The sequence below is a fragment of the Mycolicibacterium xanthum genome, from assembly GCF_019710635.1.
Lineage (GTDB): Bacteria > Actinomycetota > Actinomycetes > Mycobacteriales > Mycobacteriaceae > Mycobacterium > Mycobacterium xanthum.
This window is the reverse complement of the sequence record NZ_JAIFZS010000059.1, coordinates 62,295-79,413: the sequence shown is the minus strand read 5'-3', so window position 1 is coordinate 79,413 and position 17,119 is coordinate 62,295. Positions and strand designations below refer to the sequence as shown.

17 protein-coding genes and 1 pseudogene are annotated in these 17,119 nt (G+C 69.0%); 8 read left to right on the top strand and 10 right to left on the bottom strand.

All coding sequences use genetic code 11. From position 1 onward, the window contains the following. The 7 genes and pseudogenes from JDV09_RS21725 to bfr form a co-directional block, all read right to left on the bottom strand. Positions 1-977: DUF222 domain-containing protein (locus tag JDV09_RS21725; protein WP_221371211.1), on the bottom strand; the 977-nt coding region annotated here is incomplete at its 3' end. 86 nt (positions 978-1,063) lie between these two features. After that, complete coding sequence (locus tag JDV09_RS21720; protein ID WP_221371210.1) at positions 1,064-2,170, bottom strand: amidohydrolase family protein; 1,107 nt, start codon at positions 2,168-2,170, stop codon at positions 1,064-1,066. Further along, on the bottom strand, positions 2,171-3,523 hold the full coding sequence (locus JDV09_RS21715; RefSeq protein ID WP_221371209.1) for a type I glutamate--ammonia ligase: 1,353 nt from the start codon (positions 3,521-3,523) through the stop codon (positions 2,171-2,173). It lies immediately after the preceding gene. Between the two features lie 31 nt (positions 3,524-3,554). Beyond that, complete coding sequence (locus JDV09_RS21710) at positions 3,555-4,037, bottom strand: carboxymuconolactone decarboxylase family protein (protein ID WP_221371208.1); 483 nt, start codon at positions 4,035-4,037, stop codon at positions 3,555-3,557. Next, positions 4,006-4,767, bottom strand: a pseudogene (locus JDV09_RS21705) (helix-turn-helix domain-containing protein); the annotation flags it as partial. The gene JDV09_RS21710 and the pseudogene JDV09_RS21705, both read right to left, overlap by 32 nt. 110 nt (positions 4,768-4,877) lie before the next feature. Further along, the gene (locus tag JDV09_RS21700; RefSeq protein ID WP_221371207.1) at positions 4,878-5,024 is read right to left on the bottom strand and encodes a hypothetical protein; all 147 of its coding nucleotides are present in this window, start codon (positions 5,022-5,024) and stop codon (positions 4,878-4,880) included. Positions 5,025-5,128: 104 nt separating this feature from the next. Further along, the gene (bfr, locus tag JDV09_RS21695; RefSeq protein WP_221371206.1) at positions 5,129-5,608 is read right to left on the bottom strand and encodes a bacterioferritin; all 480 of its coding nucleotides are present in this window, start codon (positions 5,606-5,608) and stop codon (positions 5,129-5,131) included. 251 nt (positions 5,609-5,859) lie between these two features. Between bfr and JDV09_RS21690 the strand changes: the two genes are divergently transcribed. Together JDV09_RS21690 and JDV09_RS21685 are read left to right on the top strand one after the other, a co-directional pair. Continuing rightward, positions 5,860-6,492 carry a fatty-acid--CoA ligase gene (locus JDV09_RS21690; protein ID WP_221371205.1) on the top strand — a complete coding sequence of 211 codons (633 nt, stop codon included), beginning with the start codon at positions 5,860-5,862 and terminating at the stop codon, positions 6,490-6,492. 12 nt (positions 6,493-6,504) lie between these two features. Next, positions 6,505-6,720: a (2Fe-2S)-binding protein gene (locus JDV09_RS21685; protein ID WP_221371204.1), complete on the top strand. Its 216-nt coding sequence runs from the start codon at positions 6,505-6,507 to the stop codon at positions 6,718-6,720. A 12-nt stretch (positions 6,721-6,732) separates the two neighbouring features. On the opposite strand, the gene JDV09_RS21680 is transcribed toward JDV09_RS21685, so the two are convergent. Together JDV09_RS21680 and JDV09_RS21675 are read right to left on the bottom strand one after the other, a co-directional pair. Continuing rightward, positions 6,733-7,491, bottom strand: coding sequence for an enoyl-CoA hydratase/isomerase family protein (locus JDV09_RS21680; protein ID WP_221371203.1), 759 nt, complete (start codon positions 7,489-7,491; stop codon positions 6,733-6,735). Beyond that, a complete protein-coding gene (locus tag JDV09_RS21675; protein WP_221371202.1) occupies positions 7,488-8,207 on the bottom strand; it encodes an EthD domain-containing protein in 720 nt (239 codons plus the stop codon). The genes JDV09_RS21680 and JDV09_RS21675 overlap by 4 nt, the downstream gene beginning before the upstream one ends. A gap of 32 nt (positions 8,208-8,239) precedes the next feature. Here JDV09_RS21675 and JDV09_RS21670 point away from each other — a divergent pair, with 32 nt between their 5' ends. After that, positions 8,240-10,282 carry an FUSC family protein gene (locus tag JDV09_RS21670; RefSeq protein WP_221371201.1) on the top strand — a complete coding sequence of 681 codons (2,043 nt, stop codon included), beginning with the start codon at positions 8,240-8,242 and terminating at the stop codon, positions 10,280-10,282. Here JDV09_RS21670 and JDV09_RS21665 read toward each other — a convergent pair. Further along, the gene (locus JDV09_RS21665; protein ID WP_221371200.1) at positions 10,230-10,856 is read right to left on the bottom strand and encodes a PaaI family thioesterase; all 627 of its coding nucleotides are present in this window, start codon (positions 10,854-10,856) and stop codon (positions 10,230-10,232) included. The genes JDV09_RS21670 and JDV09_RS21665 overlap by 53 nt on opposite strands. A gap of 171 nt (positions 10,857-11,027) precedes the next feature. Here JDV09_RS21665 and JDV09_RS21660 point away from each other — a divergent pair, with 171 nt between their 5' ends. The 5 genes from JDV09_RS21660 (at position 11,028) to JDV09_RS21640 (ending at position 17,058) form a co-directional block, all read left to right on the top strand. After that, entirely contained in the window at positions 11,028-12,464 is a 1,437-nt protein-coding gene (locus JDV09_RS21660) for an HNH endonuclease signature motif containing protein (RefSeq protein WP_221371199.1), read from the top strand. 130 nt (positions 12,465-12,594) lie between these two features. After that, positions 12,595-13,284 carry a GntR family transcriptional regulator gene (locus tag JDV09_RS21655; RefSeq protein ID WP_221371198.1) on the top strand — a complete coding sequence of 230 codons (690 nt, stop codon included), beginning with the start codon at positions 12,595-12,597 and terminating at the stop codon, positions 13,282-13,284. A 63-nt stretch (positions 13,285-13,347) separates the two neighbouring features. After that, positions 13,348-14,751 (top strand): allophanate hydrolase, encoded by a 1,404-nt coding sequence (locus tag JDV09_RS21650; protein WP_221371197.1) that lies wholly within the window; start codon positions 13,348-13,350, stop codon positions 14,749-14,751. Next, positions 14,748-15,440, top strand: a complete 693-nt coding sequence (locus tag JDV09_RS21645; protein ID WP_221371196.1) for a cysteine hydrolase family protein — start codon at positions 14,748-14,750, stop codon at positions 15,438-15,440. Before JDV09_RS21650 ends, JDV09_RS21645 begins: the two co-directional genes overlap by 4 nt. Before the next feature lie 22 nt (positions 15,441-15,462). Then, complete coding sequence (locus JDV09_RS21640; RefSeq protein ID WP_221371195.1) at positions 15,463-17,058, top strand: SulP family inorganic anion transporter; 1,596 nt, start codon at positions 15,463-15,465, stop codon at positions 17,056-17,058. Positions 17,059-17,119: the final 61 nt, after the last annotated feature.

The window sequence follows — 17,119 nt, the reverse complement described above, 5'->3', positions numbered from 1 at the left end:
CGGCTGATGACGCGGGTGGTGCGTGCGGCGCCGATCGGGTGCCCGTCGCGCTGGAACCAGACCTCGCAGGTGGCGTCGCAGAGCAGGTAGCGGCGTTCGGCGTCGGACAGCAGCGGGCCCAGGTGTAGGGCGGCGATCTTGTCTTTGACGTCGAGGTGCGCGATCACGGTGGTGCGGTGTCCGTGCGGGCGGGCGGCGGCTTCGGCGTCGTAGCCGGCCTCGACGAGTCGCAGGAACGCGTCGATGGTGGTCGGAAACGGTGCCGCGGTGTCAGTGGCCCGCTCACCGATGTCATCGCTACCCGGCCCGCCCGCGCCGTGGGCACCCGGGCCGCCGGCGCCGCGGTCGCCCGGGCCGCCGTGCTCGTCGCGCCCGCTGGTGTCGTGGTCGCGTTTGTAGTCGGCGATCAGCGCGTCGAGGTGGGATTGCAGGGCGGCGTCGAATGTCGCGGCTTCCAGGTGCGGGAGTTTGATGCGCCACCAGGTGTAGTGCTCGTCGCTGCCCTTGCTGATCGTGGCCCGCGGCTGGGAGTGGGGTGAGGGGTTGGGGGTGGGGCGGGGTTCGAGTTTGACCGCGGTGCGTAGTTGGGTGACGGTGGCGTAGCGGGCCAGCTCGGCGTAATGCTGGTCGGAGCCGTGTCCGGCGCGTTCGGCGATGACGCCGACCTGATCCAGGGAGAGCCGGCCTTCGCGCAGCGCGGTCACGCAGCGCGGGAATTCCTCGAGGCGGTCGGCGATGGCGGTGATGGTGTGGGCGTTGTTGGGCGAGCAGCCGGTTTTCCAGGCCATCAGCGCTGCCACCGACCGTGCCCCGGTGATGCCCAATAGCTGGTGGCGGTCCAGTTCGGCGGCGATTTCCACGATGCGGCCGTCGATCGCGTTGCGTTGACCCGCCAGCTGCGACAACTCGTCGAACAACGCGTCCAGCCGGTCGACAGGACTCAGCCCCACCACCCCGGAGACCGTGGACGAAGACATAACCCCATCATCACAGCCACCACCGACAAAAACCGGGTCGCGATTCACAACGCCGGCGCGCGATTTGCGCGCAAGATCGGCGCGCCCTAGCCGAGTTGGTATACCCGCCTGGCGTTTCCGTGGGCGATGAGATCGGCGACCCGCATCGCATCGGCTCGGCTCCACGCGTCGGCCTCGACGAAGCCCTGCAGTGCGGTGGCGAGCCCGTCGCGCCACAGCCGTGCGCCCAGATAGTGCAGTTCGGCCGGGCCGAATCCGTCCGAGGAGTACAGGATCTTGCGGAACGGCGCCATTTCGAGCAGTCGGGCGATGAATGCCGCGGAGCGGGTGCCGAGGTAGTTGATGGCCAGCCCGCCGTCCAGGTAGACGTTGTTGAAGGCCTGGGCGAGGTACCCTGCCTCCCGTTCGTACGGGTAGCAGTGCAGCAGCATCACCGGGATGTCGCCGCTGAGCCGCAGAAAATCCAGCAGGTGAACGGGATTCGCGGTGTGCAGATCGGCGTCACGGTCGCCGAACCCGACGTGGAACTGCAACGGCTTGCCCAGCCGAAGCGCCCGGTGCAGGGCGAACCGCAGCAGCACCCGGTCGGTGAGCCGGTCACCGCCTTCGTCGCGCCATCGGGCGGCGGCGTCGGCGACCTCGGCCGCTGTCGGATCGGACAGGTCGCCGGCGAACCCGCCGCGGTACGCCAGCACCGACTTGGTCGCCACCGCGGTAGCGGTTCTGCGCCAGAGGATTTCGTCGAACGCATCGGCGTAGTCCCCCGCTGCCGCGGCTGCTTCCTCGGCGACGGACTCCAACCGCACCACCTCGTGCACCCGTCCCACCGACAGCGCCGAGAGCTGGTCGAGATCGGTGACCCCAGCGGAGAACCCGGTGTCGACCAGCCAGTCGGAGACCAGCGCCGCCGACAGCAGGCGGTGTGCCAGATCCGGTTCGGCGACCGCGCTGCGCCCGGCCCAGTAGGTGTCGGCATCGGCATGCCGCGCCAACCCCAGTGCCGGCGCACAGTGTGCGCGTACGGCGAATCCCAATTGGGTGTCGAAGGCGCTGTCGAACGCGGCCAGCGGCTCGGTGTTGGCCTCGTTCAGCGCGTTCTCGAATCCGCGGCGGTCCCGCGGGGCCAGCCAGCAGCCGTGCACATGATGGTCGACCAGCGGCACTGCCTCGATGTGCTCGCGCAGTGCGCTCACTCACACGCTCCAGGCGAGCCGGAACTTCTCGGCGAGATCCTCGGCGCTCAGGTCGGCGAAGTTGTCGTGTTCGTAGCGGCGCACCGCGACCACGGCGTCGACGGCCGCATCCCCGAGGATGGCGCGCATCTTCGCCGACCCCTCCAGGGTGTCGAGCACGTGCGCCTGATCGGTGCTCAGCACCGTCACACCGGCCTCGGTCCACTGGGCGTCGGTCAGCGAGGCCGGATCGACGGTGATCTCGCCGGGCAGGTCCAGGCCGGCCTCGATGCCGTCGAGCGCCAGCCCCAGGATCGCCGCGGACGCCAGATACGGGTTGGCCGATGGGTCGACGACCTTCACCTCGACGTTGGCGCCGTACGGGTTGGCCGCCCCGCCGGGCAGGAACCGCACGGCGGCCTCCCGGTTCTCGGTACCCCAGCACACGGTCGCGCCGGCCCAGCTGCCCGGCTGCATCCGAATCCCGGAGAGCACCGATCCGCACCAGATTCCCTGCGCCTCGGCGACCCCGCGGAGCACCCCGGCCACGGCCGCGGCGCCATCGGCGGTCATCCCGCCGCGGCGGTCACCCCCGGAGAACGCCGGGGCTTCGCCGCGGGTCAGTGAGAAGTGTTGGTGCGCACCAGAACCCACGCTGCCGGCGAAGGGTACCGGGGAGAGGCTGACCCGCATGCCGTACCGCCGTGCAACCCGGCCGATGATGATGCGCATCAGGATCAGCTGGTCCGCGGCGGGCACCGGAGGCAGCGGCGCCAGCGAGATCTCGAACTGGTTGGCCCCGTACTCCGGGTGGAACTGTTCGATACCCACCCCCGAGGCGTCGGCGGCCTCGGTCACGTCGCGCACGAAGCCCTCGTACTCGAGCACCCCCGCCATCCCGTACTGCGCCCAGAGGTGCGCCGGCAGACGGGCGCCGTCGGGGCCCACCAGAACGAACTCGATCTCATGTCCCACCAGGGCGGACAGGCCGGCATCGGCGAGTCGGGCGACCACCCTGGTCAGAGCGCCCCTGGCGCAGTACGGGTCCGGCTTGCCGTCCTGATCGAAGAAAGAGCCGGGGGCCCAGGCCAATCCGTCGCCGAGAATCCGCAGACCGTCGAGGTCGATGCGGACCCGCTGGTCGCCCACCACGCCGGTGGCCTCTCCGAACACGATGCCGGCCTGGTCGATGGCGAAGACGTGCCAGACCGGGCTGGCACCCAGCCCGGGATCGGCGAACGATCCGAGCTTGCGCAACGGAACGGTCTTGGCATGGATCAGGCCGGCGGGGTTGACGACGGTGCCGATGAGGGTGGTGACTCCGTCGGCCTCCAGTTGTGCGACGGCATCGGCGGCGAGCGGGGTGGCTGACATCGATGTCCTTGTGCGGTCGGCGGCGGATGGACTACAGCGTGATCGTGCAGGCTTGTCCGATGTCGAGGGTGCGCAGCATTCGTCCCATGCCCACCCACATCGCACACGAGATGGCCAGGTCGGTCATCAGCTCGTCGTCGAAATGCTCACCGGCCCGACGCCAGAAGTCCTCGTCGTCGCGCAGCGCGGTGTGGTCGGTGGCGAACCGGTGGGCGAACTCCATCGCGGTCCGCTCGGCATCGCTGTAGCCGGACCAGCTGCGCCATTCGCTGGCGTGGTCGTAGAGGTCCTCGTCGACGCCGTTGGCCACGCCCTCGGAGTCGCGGGTGTTCTGGCAGACCACGCATTCGTTGGCGTGCGCGATCACGATCCGGGCGGCCTCGCGAACGCGCAGCGGCAGCCTGCCCTTGCTGTAGACCGCATGGCTCAGATTGGCCATCGCGGCGCCGAGGTCCGGCGACTTCACCGCGAATCCGGTCACGTCATCGTCGGCGAAGTCTCCGATTCGGCTCATGGCCGCATCGTACGCCGGGTCTCCTGGCGGTCGGGGTGGGTTCCGCCCGCCCGTCGTCCCAGTCACGCTGCACCAGCACGCGTTGGGCGACGTGTTCGAGTGCCGACTCGACGTCGGCGCGGTCCGGGCGTCCCTCGAATGTCGGTGATGACGCCAGCTTTTCGACGATGCGCGAGACCAGCGAGGTGGCGGCGTCGACCTGGGCCGCGCCGGACTGTGTCAGCCAGAGCCGGTCGCCGGTGCGCAATGCGTGTCCGCGGTCGACCAGTCGGCCGAACGTCGGCTCCAGCACCTCCGGCGGCACGCGCAACCGTTCGGCGATGTCGGGCAGCCGGGCCGAACCGAACACCTGACTCTGCCGGTAGATCTGGATCAGGGCCCACAGCAGCGCGACATCGGACTCGCAGCCGTGCCGTCCGGCAATGCTGCGCAGCCGGATCTCCGGGGATTGCCGCAGCAGCCTGCCGACGGCGGTCTCGAGGATCTCCTCCGGCGTGTCGGTCTGCGGCATTCCGAAGCCCTCGCCGAGATCGACGCCGGGGCCGGCGTCGATGTCCTGCAGCGGCACCTCTTTGAGGGTCAGCGCGACCAGGAAACCGATCAACGCCACAGGCGCGGCACACAGGAACACCAGCCCCAGCGAGTCGGCGTAGGCCGCGACGACCGGAGCGGCCACCTCGGCTGGGAGCTGATGCAGCGCCTGGGGCGATTGCGCGGCCTTGGGCGGTGACGACCACGGGTAGGTGCCGCCACCCCAGCTTGTCGCCAGCGTGAGTCCGGAAGCGCCGAGGCCGATCAGCACGTTGCCCGGATAGTCGATGACGGGGCGGCCGCGCCGGGTCAGGGCGGGGCCGTCGCGACGATGGTCTGGTCCAGCGCGGCCAGGAACATGCCCAGCACCACCGCAACGAAGATGATGTTGCGGCGCTGGGAGCCGACCGTCGGCGCGGTCGCGCCGGGCTGAGCGGCCTCAGCAGTGCTGGCCATACCTGCCTCTTCCGCGGGTGAACCCCCCGTCGACTACATCGTTAGATGTACTAGGGAAGTTACGTCGCCGGGCAGGTGTGACAGCGGCTGCGGATCTCTGATCGCTACTGGGGCGGGCGCGACACGCACTGGGCCATGTACAGCTCCTCGCCGAGCTTGCCCATCAACTCCAGTTGGGTCTCCAGGTAGTCGATGTGCAGTTCCTCGTCGGCGAGGATCTTCTCGAACAGGTTGGCCGAGGTGGCGTCGCCCTTCTCGCGGCACATGACGATGCCGGGCTTCAGGCGCGCGACGACCTCGTACTCGATGGCGAGGTCGGCCTCGAACTGCTCGCGCAGGGTCTGGCCCACCCGCAGCGAGAACAGCCGCTGGTAGTTCGGCAGGCCGTCGAGGATGAGGATTCGATCGGTGATCTCCTCGGCGTGAACCATTTCTTCAAACGATTCCTTGCGCGTGTGCGCAGCCAATTCGGTGAATCCCCAGTTGTCTTGCATCTTGGAATGCAGGAAGTACTGATTGATCGCCGTCAGTTCGCTCGTCAATTGCTCGTTGAGCAACTTCAGAACCTCGGGATCGCCTTGCATGACTGCTCCTAAACACCTGGTGGGCCGATGGCGTGCGCTATCTGCACGGGCTGTGCCGATCCCCTTCAATCTAGTGCACGGGGATCGCCGAAGACGCACCATCGCCACTGTGCTACGCGTGTTTTCGCCGGATGGCCCGCGGTGGGCGGCACCCGGCGCGCTGATCGGTCTTGCGGCCTGGACTGGCCAGATTGAGTAAGGTTAGACTCTGCTAACTATCGAGTGCAGGTGCAGACAGGTGAGGTTAACCGATGAGTGAGTACGATCCGCACTCATTCATCCTGGCCTGTGATTTCCGCGTCGACGATGTCGATCGCATGTGGAAATGGCTGACAAAGCACCGCGACGGACTCTCTTCCATCGGGGCCCATCACGTGGTGCTCTACGAATCGATCTGGGAGCCGCGCCGGGTATTGGTCACCATCGGAATTCGCCACGCGCGATCCATTCGGGACGTGTTGCGCTCCCCCGCCATTTTCGAGTGGTTCGACATTTCCGGTGCCGACGACATCCCGCCGATCTTCGGCGGCGAGGTGGTGGAGAAGATCGACCTCCGCGGTCCGAGCGCGCAGCACCACATCGGTCGGGTGGTGGTGGGCGTGATGTCGTCGGTCGACGACGTCTCCCAGTTGATGGTCAAGGTGCACGACGGACTCGATCGATTCAAGGAGGGCGGCGTCCGCCAGATCTGGGTGTACCGGGCGCTCGACGATGGCCAGGAAGTGCTGATCCTGCAGGAGATCGAGGATGAGGCCAGCGCGCGGCAATGGATCGAGCATCCCGACGCGGCCGCCGAATGGATGTCGCACGCCGGAATGGGTGCCTATCCCACCCGTTTCGTCGGCAGTTTCCGGCACCTGATGACCATCGACGAGCAGGGATAGCGGGGCGCGAAGATGTTCGTCTGCCTGTGCACCGGAACCACCAGCCACGTCGTCAACGAGTGCGTCGCCAACGGGGCCCGCACCTCCAAGGAGATCGCCGAGGCCTGCGGTGCGGGCGGCGACTGCGGCCGGTGCCGCCGGACCATTCGTGCCATCATCGCCGCACACCGCGAGGCTGCGGACTGCGCGTCGGACAGCGACTGCCCGTCGCAGACGCTCAGCCGCTAGCACGGTCCGGGGTCAGGCCTTGCCCTGCCCCGTGAACGCGGCCAGTGCCGCGGCGTTGGCCGTGCCGCCGAGCAGCTCCTGGAAGTGCGCGTTCTCCCGCAGGGTGGCCGCGGCGATCTCGGCCCGGTACGGGTCGACGATGGTCCGTTTGACGGCAACCAGGCTCGGAATCGACCGTGACGCGAGGATCTCGGCGTGCCTGCGGGCCTCGGGCAGCAACTCGTCGGGCTCGCAGACCTTCCACACGATGCCCATGCGGTGGGCCTCGGCGGCGTCGACCCATTCCGAGGACAGCAGCAACCATGCGGCGTTCTGCCGGCCGATCAGCTGCGGCAGCAGGTAGGACGACGCGGCCTCCGGGGCCACCCCGAGGCTGGTGAACGGGCACTTCAGGCGTGCCGTGGTCGACATGAACACCAGGTCGGCGTAGCCCAGGATGGTGGTCCCGATCCCCAGGCCGACACCGTTGACCGCGCAGATCAGCGGCTTCGGCAGCTCGGTCAGCGCGTCGATCATCGTGGAGAAATGGCTGCCCTCGGTGGTCAGCGACGCGTCGGCGATCCGGGCCTGCATCTCCTTGAGATCGTTGCCGGCGCTGAACGCGCGGCCCGCACCGGTCAGCAGCACCACCGCGACGTCGGGGTCCTCGGCCGCGTCCCGCAGCGCCAGCGCGGTGGCGTGGTACAGCTCCTCGTTGAAGGCGTTGAGTGCCTCGGGACGGTTCAGCACCAGGGTGCGCACCCGGTTGTCGTCGCTGATCAGAAGGGTCACGGCTGCAGCGTATCGAGCCGGCAAAACGGTGTACGCAGCACATAACGGCTCGTCGGAACCGTGTCGAGGTCACGGTTGGCGCCGAACGCCGCAGTGCTGGCCATCATCTGCGTCATCCGGTGGTCGAGTTCGGCGTCGTCGGCGGCGCCGAAGAAGGCGTGCAGGTCGGAGATCGCCTCGGCCGGGAACAACTCCTCGACGATCGCCGCGATCGGTGGGGCGTGCGCGGTCAGCGCCCGCACGACCGCGTTCTGGGTGTAGCCGAACGTGGCCTGCGTGTCGATCGCCACCCGGGTATGGTCGAGCTGCCACCGGTCACGCCAGGTGGCCTCGGCGAGGTCGGCGGGCCTGCGCAGCAGTGCGACATTCGCGAAACCCGGTGTGCGCAGCCCGGGTTCGATGTTCGGGGGGACCAACGGCACCGACTCGGTGACGAGGTAGGCCGCCACCTCGTCACACAGCCGGCTCAACTGGGCTGTGGCGGTTCGGATCTGCTGCCCGTAGCACTGCTGGGTCCACAGACTGACGACCCCGATGACGGGCGGATCCAGCGTGGTCAGCGTCATCAGCGATTCGGTAACCATCGCATCGCGGACGTTCACGGCGACGCCGGGCAGCCCCAAGTCGAGCAGCGCGGTGCCGGCTTCGGTGCGCAACCGGGTGCACCACGCCTCGTCGCCGGGTCTCCCCCGCAGCGTGATGATCACTTTCTCCACTCGCCGAACATAGCCCGGGCCAGAATGGGGAGGTGATCAAGGGGCTGACGCTGCCGCCGGCGATGCCGGACCTCGCCGCCGTCCTGCGCAGCCTGCTGGGCGTCGTGGCGGTGGCCGTGCCGGCCGTGCAGTGGGACCGGGTGGGGTCGCCCGCCGGCGTCGCAGGTGCTGCCGCGATCGCGGGCGTGGTCGCCCTGCAGGACAGTCCGCGGGCGCGGATCCCGTTGGTCGTAGCGACATCGCTGCTGACGGGCGGCGCGGTCCTGACGGGTGCCTTGGTGTCCGCCTACTCCCCGGCGTTCGTCGCCGTCGCCGCGGTCTGGTCCTTCGCGGCGGCGATGGCCTGGGCGCTGGGTGCCAACGCGGGGTTGGTCGCGGCGGCCTCGGTCGCCCTTCTGGTGGTCGCGCCACAGGTCGAGCCGACGTTGACGGTCACACTGTGCACAGCCGCACTGGCCGTCGGCGGCGGGCTGCTGCAGGCGGCGCTGATCGCGATCTGGCCGCAGCACCGGTGGCGGGTGCAGCGCGACGCACTGACCAACGCCTACTGCTCGCTGGCCTCCGACGCCCGGCGGCTTGCCGACCGAACCGACTGCTCCGCCATCGACACCGAACCGCTGATCGCGCTACGGGCCGCATTCACCGTCGACTGCCAGGCTCGGCGACGGCCGGCCGACTACCGAAGCTGGTACGGGCTGCCCGAGCGGATCGCCGCGACACTGTCGGAGTTGGCCGGATCGCCGGACCGCGAAGCGTTCGGCGAGGTGCTCGCCGCGGCCGGCGACACGCTTGCGGCGGTCGCCGAGACGCGCAGGTCCGGCCGCGGCGGGGCGGCGGCGGGCATCGACCGGTTCCACGCCGCGGCGGCCGGTCTCGACGGTGCCGAAATGCCGGTGCTGCAACGGCTCTCCACCCAGCTGCACGAGGCTGTGGCCATCCGGCTGGGCGACTTCGTGCCGTCCTCACCCGAGGCCGTGCGCGTCCGGCGCCCCGAGCTGCGCACCTCGGTCCGGGCGGGGGCCGGGGTCATGCGTAGTCATCTGCGCGGACATTCGCCGGTGCTGCGGCATGCGCTGCGTCTGGCTGTCGCCGTCGGCGTGGCCTGCGGCATCGCGCGTTATGCCGATGTCGCGCAAGGCTACTGGATTCCGCTGACTGTGCTGCTGGTGCTGCGGCCGGAGACCGCCCACACGTACACGCGGGCCGCCGGACGGCTGCTCGGCACGGTGCTGGGCATCGCCGCGGCGTCGTCGGTGTTGCTGTTGGTCGGCCCGGGGGCCATGGTGTCGGCGGCACTGGCGATCGTCTTCGTCGCGTTCGCCTACGTCGCGGCGGGGTTCGGCTATCTCGCGTTGTCGGCGGCGCTGGCGGCGGCGGTCGTCTTCCTGATCGATCTGGACGTCGGTCTGGACCCCCTGGCCACCGCCGCGACCATGGGAGACCGGCTGCTGGGCGCGCTGGCCGGTGGTGTGCTCGCGGTCATCGCCCATGTGGTGCTCCCCGATGACGAGCTCACCCGGCTGGGCCAGCGGGCCGGCGAACTGCTGAAGACCGAGGTCGACTACGCGGCCGCGGTGATCAAGTCCTATGTCCACGAACTCCAGAACCCGGCCGATGCACTGTCCGCCGCGTGGCAGCGCGCGTTCCGGGCGCGGGCGGCGTTCGAGGCGGCGGCGGGTGCGACCCGCCCGGAGACCCGTGACCTGCGGCACTGGCTGCGCTCCTACCGCACCGCGCTCAATGCGGTGACGGCTTCGTGTACGACGCTGGAGACCACGTTGCCCGCCACCTCGACCGCGGGGTGGAGCGGTGAGTTCGTGCTTGCGGTGGACGAGTACGTGGAGTCGTTGTGCGGTGACCCGCCGACCGCCGCGTCGCCGTGGAGCGTGGACATCGCCGAGCTGCTCGCCGCCGACCAACGGTTGCGCGACACGGTGCCCCGGCACGGCGCCGACGAGGGTGCCGCGCGGGTGCTGGTCGGCGAGATCGGTGCGATCACCCGCAATCTGTCGATGATCGCGATCAGTCCCGGGACCACCGCGGTTCGACGAACACCCCCGTTGCCTCCACCGTAACCCCGGCCTCGTCGGCGATGCGCCCGACGGCGTAGGTCTTGACACCCTCGGTGTGTGAGATTCGCGCCTCGGCGTGTAGTCGGCCCAGCGGCGTGAGCCGCAGATAGCGCACGGTGATCGTGCCGGTGAGTCGGTGCACGCCCGGTGTGCTGACCGCATCGCCGAGCACGTGGTCGAGGATCATGGCCGACACCCCGCCGTGCACGTGGCCGGGGGGACCCTCGAAGGCGGCTCCGAGGTGGAAGTCGCTGACCGCCGAACCGTCCGGTGCGCGGCGGATGACCAGCGGCGGCGCGGCCGGATTGCGCACGCCGATCACGGCGTTGCCCCACGGCATCGGATCGCCGTCCGCGCAGTACCGGATGCCGAACGACCGGTCGACCTGTTTGGCGCGCAGCCGCGCGGCGGCGGAATCGATCTCGGCCTTGGCGGCGGCCACCTCGTCCGCTCCGACCTCGGTGCGGATGGTGGCGTCGATGAGGTCGCGGACCGAACGGGTCAGCGGCTCGTAGAGGGCGCGCAGCCGCGCGACGTCGGTCGCGCCCAGATTCTCCACGTGGGTGTAGTCCAACACCCTTCGACTAGAACACGTTCCAGCCGGGTTGCGCACGGGATGCGGCGGCGGTCCACGATGGTTCGCTGCTCGCGCACCCATCTGCCGACCTCTGAAATCCCTTTTGTCACTTTGGTTTCTGTGGTCACATTCTGGGCGGATGTGTCGGTGTGTCGAACTAATGTTCGATTCATGGGATCTGCGGGAAGCGAGGTGGCGGCGGCCTTCGACGCACTCGATGCCGCCGTGGAAGCCATCCTCGAGCTGGACTACGACGGCGTGGACCCCGCCGCGCGGGTGGGGCTGGACGCCCGGCTGCAACGCAACCTGCGCCGCCTGCCCGCAGCCGAAAACCAGATCATCGCCTCTCTGCTGGAACAGACCGAGCCGTCCCGGCTCGGCGAAGCATCCTGGCCGAAGGTGTTCAGCACCGCGTTGCGGATCACCAGCGCCGACGCCCAACGCCGCATCGCCCGGGCCAAGACACTCGGGCCGCGCCGCGCGATGACCGGCGAGCCGCTTCCGCCGCTGTGGCAGGCCAGCGCCGCCGCCCAACGCCAGGGACTGCTCGGCGAGGAGCACCTCGTCAAGATCGCGAAGTTCCACCGCAAGTTGCCGTCCTGGGTCGACGCCGACACCCGCGCCGAGACCGACCGCCACCTCGCCCGCGCCGGCGCCGGGCTGGACCCGGACAACCTGGCCAAAGCCGCCGCCATGCTGCTGACGATGATCGACCCCGACGGCCCCGAACCCAGCGAGAAGGAACGCGCCCGCCACCGCGGCATCGTGATCGGCAAACAACAACCCGACGGCACCGCCACCATCCGCGGCCGGCTCACCCCCGAAGCGCTGGCCATCTGGGAAGCGATCTTCGCCAAACAAGCCGCCCCCGGGGCCAACAACCCCGCCGCCGACACCCCCGCCGCCGACACCCCCGCCGACACCGCCGATGCCGACACCCGCGACGGGGATCCGCAGTCCTCGGCGCAGGGCTCGGCGACCGATACCCGCACCCCGGCCCAACGCAACCACGACGCGTTCCTGAGCGTCGGCCGCTGGGCGCTGGCCTGCGGGGAACTCGGACAGCACAACGGCCTGCCGGTCACCGTCATCGTGTCCACCACGCTGCAGGACCTCGAAAAGGCCGCCGGTGTCGCGGTCACCGGCGGCGGATCACTGCTGCCGATCCCCGACCTGATCCGGATGGCCGCCCCGGCACACCACTACCTCTACATTTACGACAAACACACCGGCCAAAGCCTCTACCTCGGCCGAACCAAACGCCTCGCCAACACCGCCCAACGCATCGTGCTACACGCACGCGACCGCGGCTGCACCCGCCCCGGCTGCACCGCCCCCGGCTACTGGTGCCAAGCCCACCACGCCGTCGACGACTGGACCGACGGCGGGCTCACCGACATCGACGACCTCACCATGGCCTGCGGCGCCGATCACGGCATGCTCGACAAGACCGGATGGAAAACCCGAAAGAACACCCGCAACCAGACCGAATGGATCCCCCCACCCCACCTCGACACCGGACAACACCGCATCAACGGCTACCACCACCCCGAACGCTACCTACTCCCCGACGACGACCCGCCCCCCGAAGACGAAGACGACCCGTGAAAGTCGTTGCAGTGACACCGGTTATGGCCGCAAGGGTGCCGGCCAACAGACGATGTCCATGAGGGTGTGAACCCGGTTGCACAGGGGTGTTGCTGCGCAAGTCGGGAAAAGTTCCCTACCATGGGTTGCCATGGCTGCGCCGAGCGAGGACCCTGCGCGGCTTGCGTTGCCCGCAACACTCGTCGAGGTTGCCGCCCATCGGCTGCGCGACGCGATCCTCAGCGGCGACCTCGCACCCGGCGAGAAGATCGTCGAAGAACAGCTGTGCGCGGACTTCGGAATCAGCCGGGCCCCATTGCGGGAGGCGCTGCGACTGCTGGCGCAGCAGGGTCTGGTCGAGCACCTCCCCCGGCGCGGGTCACGGGTTGCCGAATGGTCCCCGACCGACATCCTGCAGCTGTTCGAACTCCGCCACGTCCTGGAACGGCACGCCATCGAAACCGCACTGCCGCTGCCCGATCCGGGCGAGGCGCTCGAGCCGGTTCGGGCGGCGTTGGAGCGCATGGACTCCGCCCGGGACGCGCTGGAGCGCGACGATGCCCACCGGGCCTTCCACGCCGCGGTGGTCGGGCTGGCGGCCAACCGGCAACTCGACATCGCCTTGGCGCCGATACTGCTGAAGCTGCAACTTCCGATGGCCAAGAACCTGCGCGAGGAGGCCCGCCAGCGCGAGACCGGCGACGGAATCGAGCGGCACAAGGCGATCTTGTCGGCGCTCGAGACGAACAACGCCGTGGTCACGGTCGGCGCGCTTCGTGACCACGGACACCTGGACTATCTCGGCCTGGACGGTGACGCCCGGCCGCCCGCGGAGTCGTAGCGCTAACACAAACGACACACAGCCGACCCGAGAATGCCATGATTCTGTCGACAATCGACAGACATGGCCGCTGAGCATCCAGGACCATCCATCGGGCCCTCCGTCGCGGAGATCCTCGCGTCGCATGCGGGCGGGACGGGTTCGCCCGCGAAAACCGCAGCGCGGGTGGCAGATGCGATCGCCGCCCGGGGTGACGACGGCACCTGGTTGTCGACGGTCCCCCGCGACGGGTTGATCGCGGCGGCGGAGGCCATCGAGAACCGTCCCGGCGCGCGGACGCTGCCGCTCTACGGGGTGCCGTTCGGCGTCAAGGACAGCATCGACGTCGAGGGCGTGGCGACCACACTGTCGTGTCCGGACTACTCGTACATCGCCACGGCGACCGCACCGGCCGTGCAGAAGCTGCTCGATGCCGGGGCCCTGTACGTCGGCAAGACCAACCTCGACCAGTTCGCCACCGGGCTGAACGGAACTCGCACGCCGTACACCGTCCCGCGCAGCGTGTTCGGCGGCGAGATGATCTCGGGCGGTTCCAGTTCCGGCTCTGCGCTGGCCGTGGCTCTCGGACAGGTGCCGTTCGCCGTCGCGACCGACACCGCAGGGTCCGGCCGGGTGCCCGCCGCCCTCAACGGTGTGGTCGGCTACAAGCCCTCCCGCGGCCTGATCAGCACCGTGGGCCTGGTTCCGGCCTGCAAATCGCTGGACTGCATCAGCGTGATGGCCGGCTCGGTCGACGACGTCGACCGGGCGCTCGACGTGATGATCGGACGTGACGACGACGATCCGTGGTCGCGTGACCGGGGACCGTGTTACGCGGGCGGTGCGATCCGGATCGGGTTGCCACCGGAGACGGACCTGGAGTTCTTCGGCGACGACGAGATGCGCCGGGCCCACCTGGCGTTCCGTGAGCAGTTGTCGCGTACGAACACCGTCGTCGAGGTGTCGCTGGAACCGTTCCTGGCCGCCGGTGCGCTGCTCTACCAGGGGCCGTGGGTGGCGGAACGGTTGGTCGAGTTCGGCGATTTCCTTGCCGCACAACCCGAATCGATCCATCCCGTGGTCCGTGAGATCCTCCAGGGCGGATACAGGTACAACGCCGTCGACACCTTTGCCGCCCTGCAGAAGCTACAGGAGCTCAAGGCCGCCGTCGCGCGGCTCTGGCGGCACATGGACGTTCTGGTGGTGCCGACCATCGGCACCACGTTCACCGTCGAGGAGGTGCTGGCCGCACCGATCGACTGCAACACCAAACTCGGCCACTACACGCACTTTGGGAACCTGCTCGACCTGCTCGGCGCCGCCGTGCCGCTCGGTCTCACCGCCGACGGCCGCCCGTACAGCGCCATGCTGCTGGGCAACGCGCTCAAGGACGACACCGTGCTGCAGTTGGCGGCCCAGATCCTCGATGAACCCCGTTCGTCCCGTCCCGAATCCGCCACCCTGATCGCCGCCGAGGAGCACCTGTGACAGATACCGTCGACGTCCCCGCAGAACCCGGTCCGTTCCCCGTCATCGCGGGCAAGACCGCCCTGATCGTCATCGACATGCAGCGGGATTTCCTGTTGCCCGGTGGATTCGGCGAAAGCCTCGGCAACGACGTGGATCAGTTGCTCAAGGTCGTTCCGCCGCTGGCGGCGTTGATCGCGGCGGCACGGGCCGGCGGCGTGATGGTCATCCACACCCGGGAAGGCCACCAGCCGGACCTCTCGGACTGCCCGCCCGCCAAGCTCAACCGGGGCGCACCGTCCAAGCGCATCGGGGACGCGGGCAAGTACGGGCGCATCCTGATCCGCGGCGAGTACGGCCACGACATCGTCGACGAGCTGGCCCCGATCGAGGGCGAGGTGGTCATCGACAAGCCCGGCAAGGGCGCCTTCTACGCCACCGAGCTGTCCGACGTGCTGACCGAGGCGGGCATCACGCAGCTGCTCGTCACCGGCGTCACCACCGAGGTGTGCGTGCACACCACCACGCGTGAGGCCAACGACCGCGGCTACGAGTGCCTGGTGGTATCGGACTGCGTGGGTTCGTATTTCCCCGAGTTCCAGCGCATCGGTCTGGAGATGGTCAAAGCCCAGGGCGGCATCTTCGGCTGGGTGGCCGACAGCGCGGCGGTCATCCCGGCACTCAGTCAACTCACCACCCTCCCCGTTTGAGCCAGGCCGAAAAGAGGAACCGATGAGCACCGACGTCACCAATCCGCCGATCGAACCGCCCGACACCAAGCCGTTGTCGATACCGTGGTGGACCCGCGGGGACACCAATGCGTTCTTCGGCCTCGGCTTCAACATCCTGGTCAACGTGCTGACATTGACCGGGCTGATGATCGGGGTCATCGCGGTGCCCGCCGGCGACGTGCTCGGCACGGTGCTGCCCGCGCTGGGTGTCGCGCTGATCCTCGGCAATCTCTACTACACGTTCCTGGCCCGTCGGCTTGCCCGGCGGGAGAACAGAGCCGACGTCACCGCCCTGCCCTACGGGCCGAGCGTGCCGCACATGTTCATCGTGATCTTCGTCGTGATGCTGCCGGTCTACCTGGCCACCGACGACCCGATGCAGGCCTGGCAGGCCGGCCTGGCCTGGGCGTTCCTGATCGGCGTCATCGTGATGATCGGAGCGTTCGTCGGGCCCTACATCCGCAGGCTGACACCACGCGCCGCGATGCTGGGCACGCTGGCCGGCATCTCGATCACGTTCATCTCGATGCGACCGGCCGCCCAGATGTGGGAGGTCGCCTGGATCGGCCTGCCGGTGCTGGCCATCATCCTGATCGGCTTCTTCACCAATGTGAAACTGCCGGGTGGGATTCCGATCGGCCTGGTGGCGCTGCTGGTCGGCACCGCGATCGGCTGGGCGGGCGGGTACATGTCCGCACCCGATGTCGGGCAGGCGGTCAGCGACATCGCCATCGGCATCCCGGACCTGCGGATCGACATGCTGTTCAACGGTCTTTCGGATCTGGCACCGCTGCTCGGTACCGCGATTCCGCTGGGCGTCTACAACTTCACCGAGGCGATGAGCAACGTGGAGAGCGCCGCGGCGGCGGGTGACAGCTACAACCTGCGCAGCGTGTTGCTCGCCGATGGCGCCGGTGCGGTCGTCGGGTCGGCGTTCGGATCGCCGTTCCCGCCCGCGGTGTACATCGGTCACCCGGGCTGGAAGGATGCCGGCGGCGGCGCCGGCTACTCGCTGGCCAGTGGCGCTTTCGTCGGAATCCTTTGTTTCCTCGGGCTGTTCGGCGTGCTCGACGCGCTGCTCCCGGTTCCCGCGATCGTGCCGATCCTGCTCTACATCGGCCTCCTGATCGGTGCCCAGGCCTTCCAGGCGGTGCCCCGATTGCACGCGGTCGCGGTGGTCGCGGCGCTGCTGCCGAACCTCGCGCAGTGGGCGCACGGGATGATCGACAACGCCCTGTCCGCCGCGGGCACCTCGGCCGTGGAGGTGACCAGCGATGCGCTCAACGGTGCCGGCGTGGTCTACGACGGGCTGAAGACCCTCGGCGAGGGCGCGGTCCTGGTGGGCCTGATCCTCGGCACCATGGTCACGTTCATCCTGGACAAGAAGTTCCTCTACGCCGCGATCGCGTCGGCGGTGGGCGCGGCGCTGTCCTTCATCGGCCTGATCCACGCGCCCGAGGTGTCGTGGGCGGCCAATCCCCAGGTGGCGCTCGGCTATGTGTTCTTCGGCATCGTCTGCGTGGCGTTCTGGTTCCTGCCCGGAGCCAGGGATCCGGTGGTGCATCCCGACGAGGCCGACATCGTGGCAGGGCACTGAACGGTTGCGGCGCCGGGTCACCCCAGACCCCGTGCCCGGCCTGCATCACACCATGTCAGCG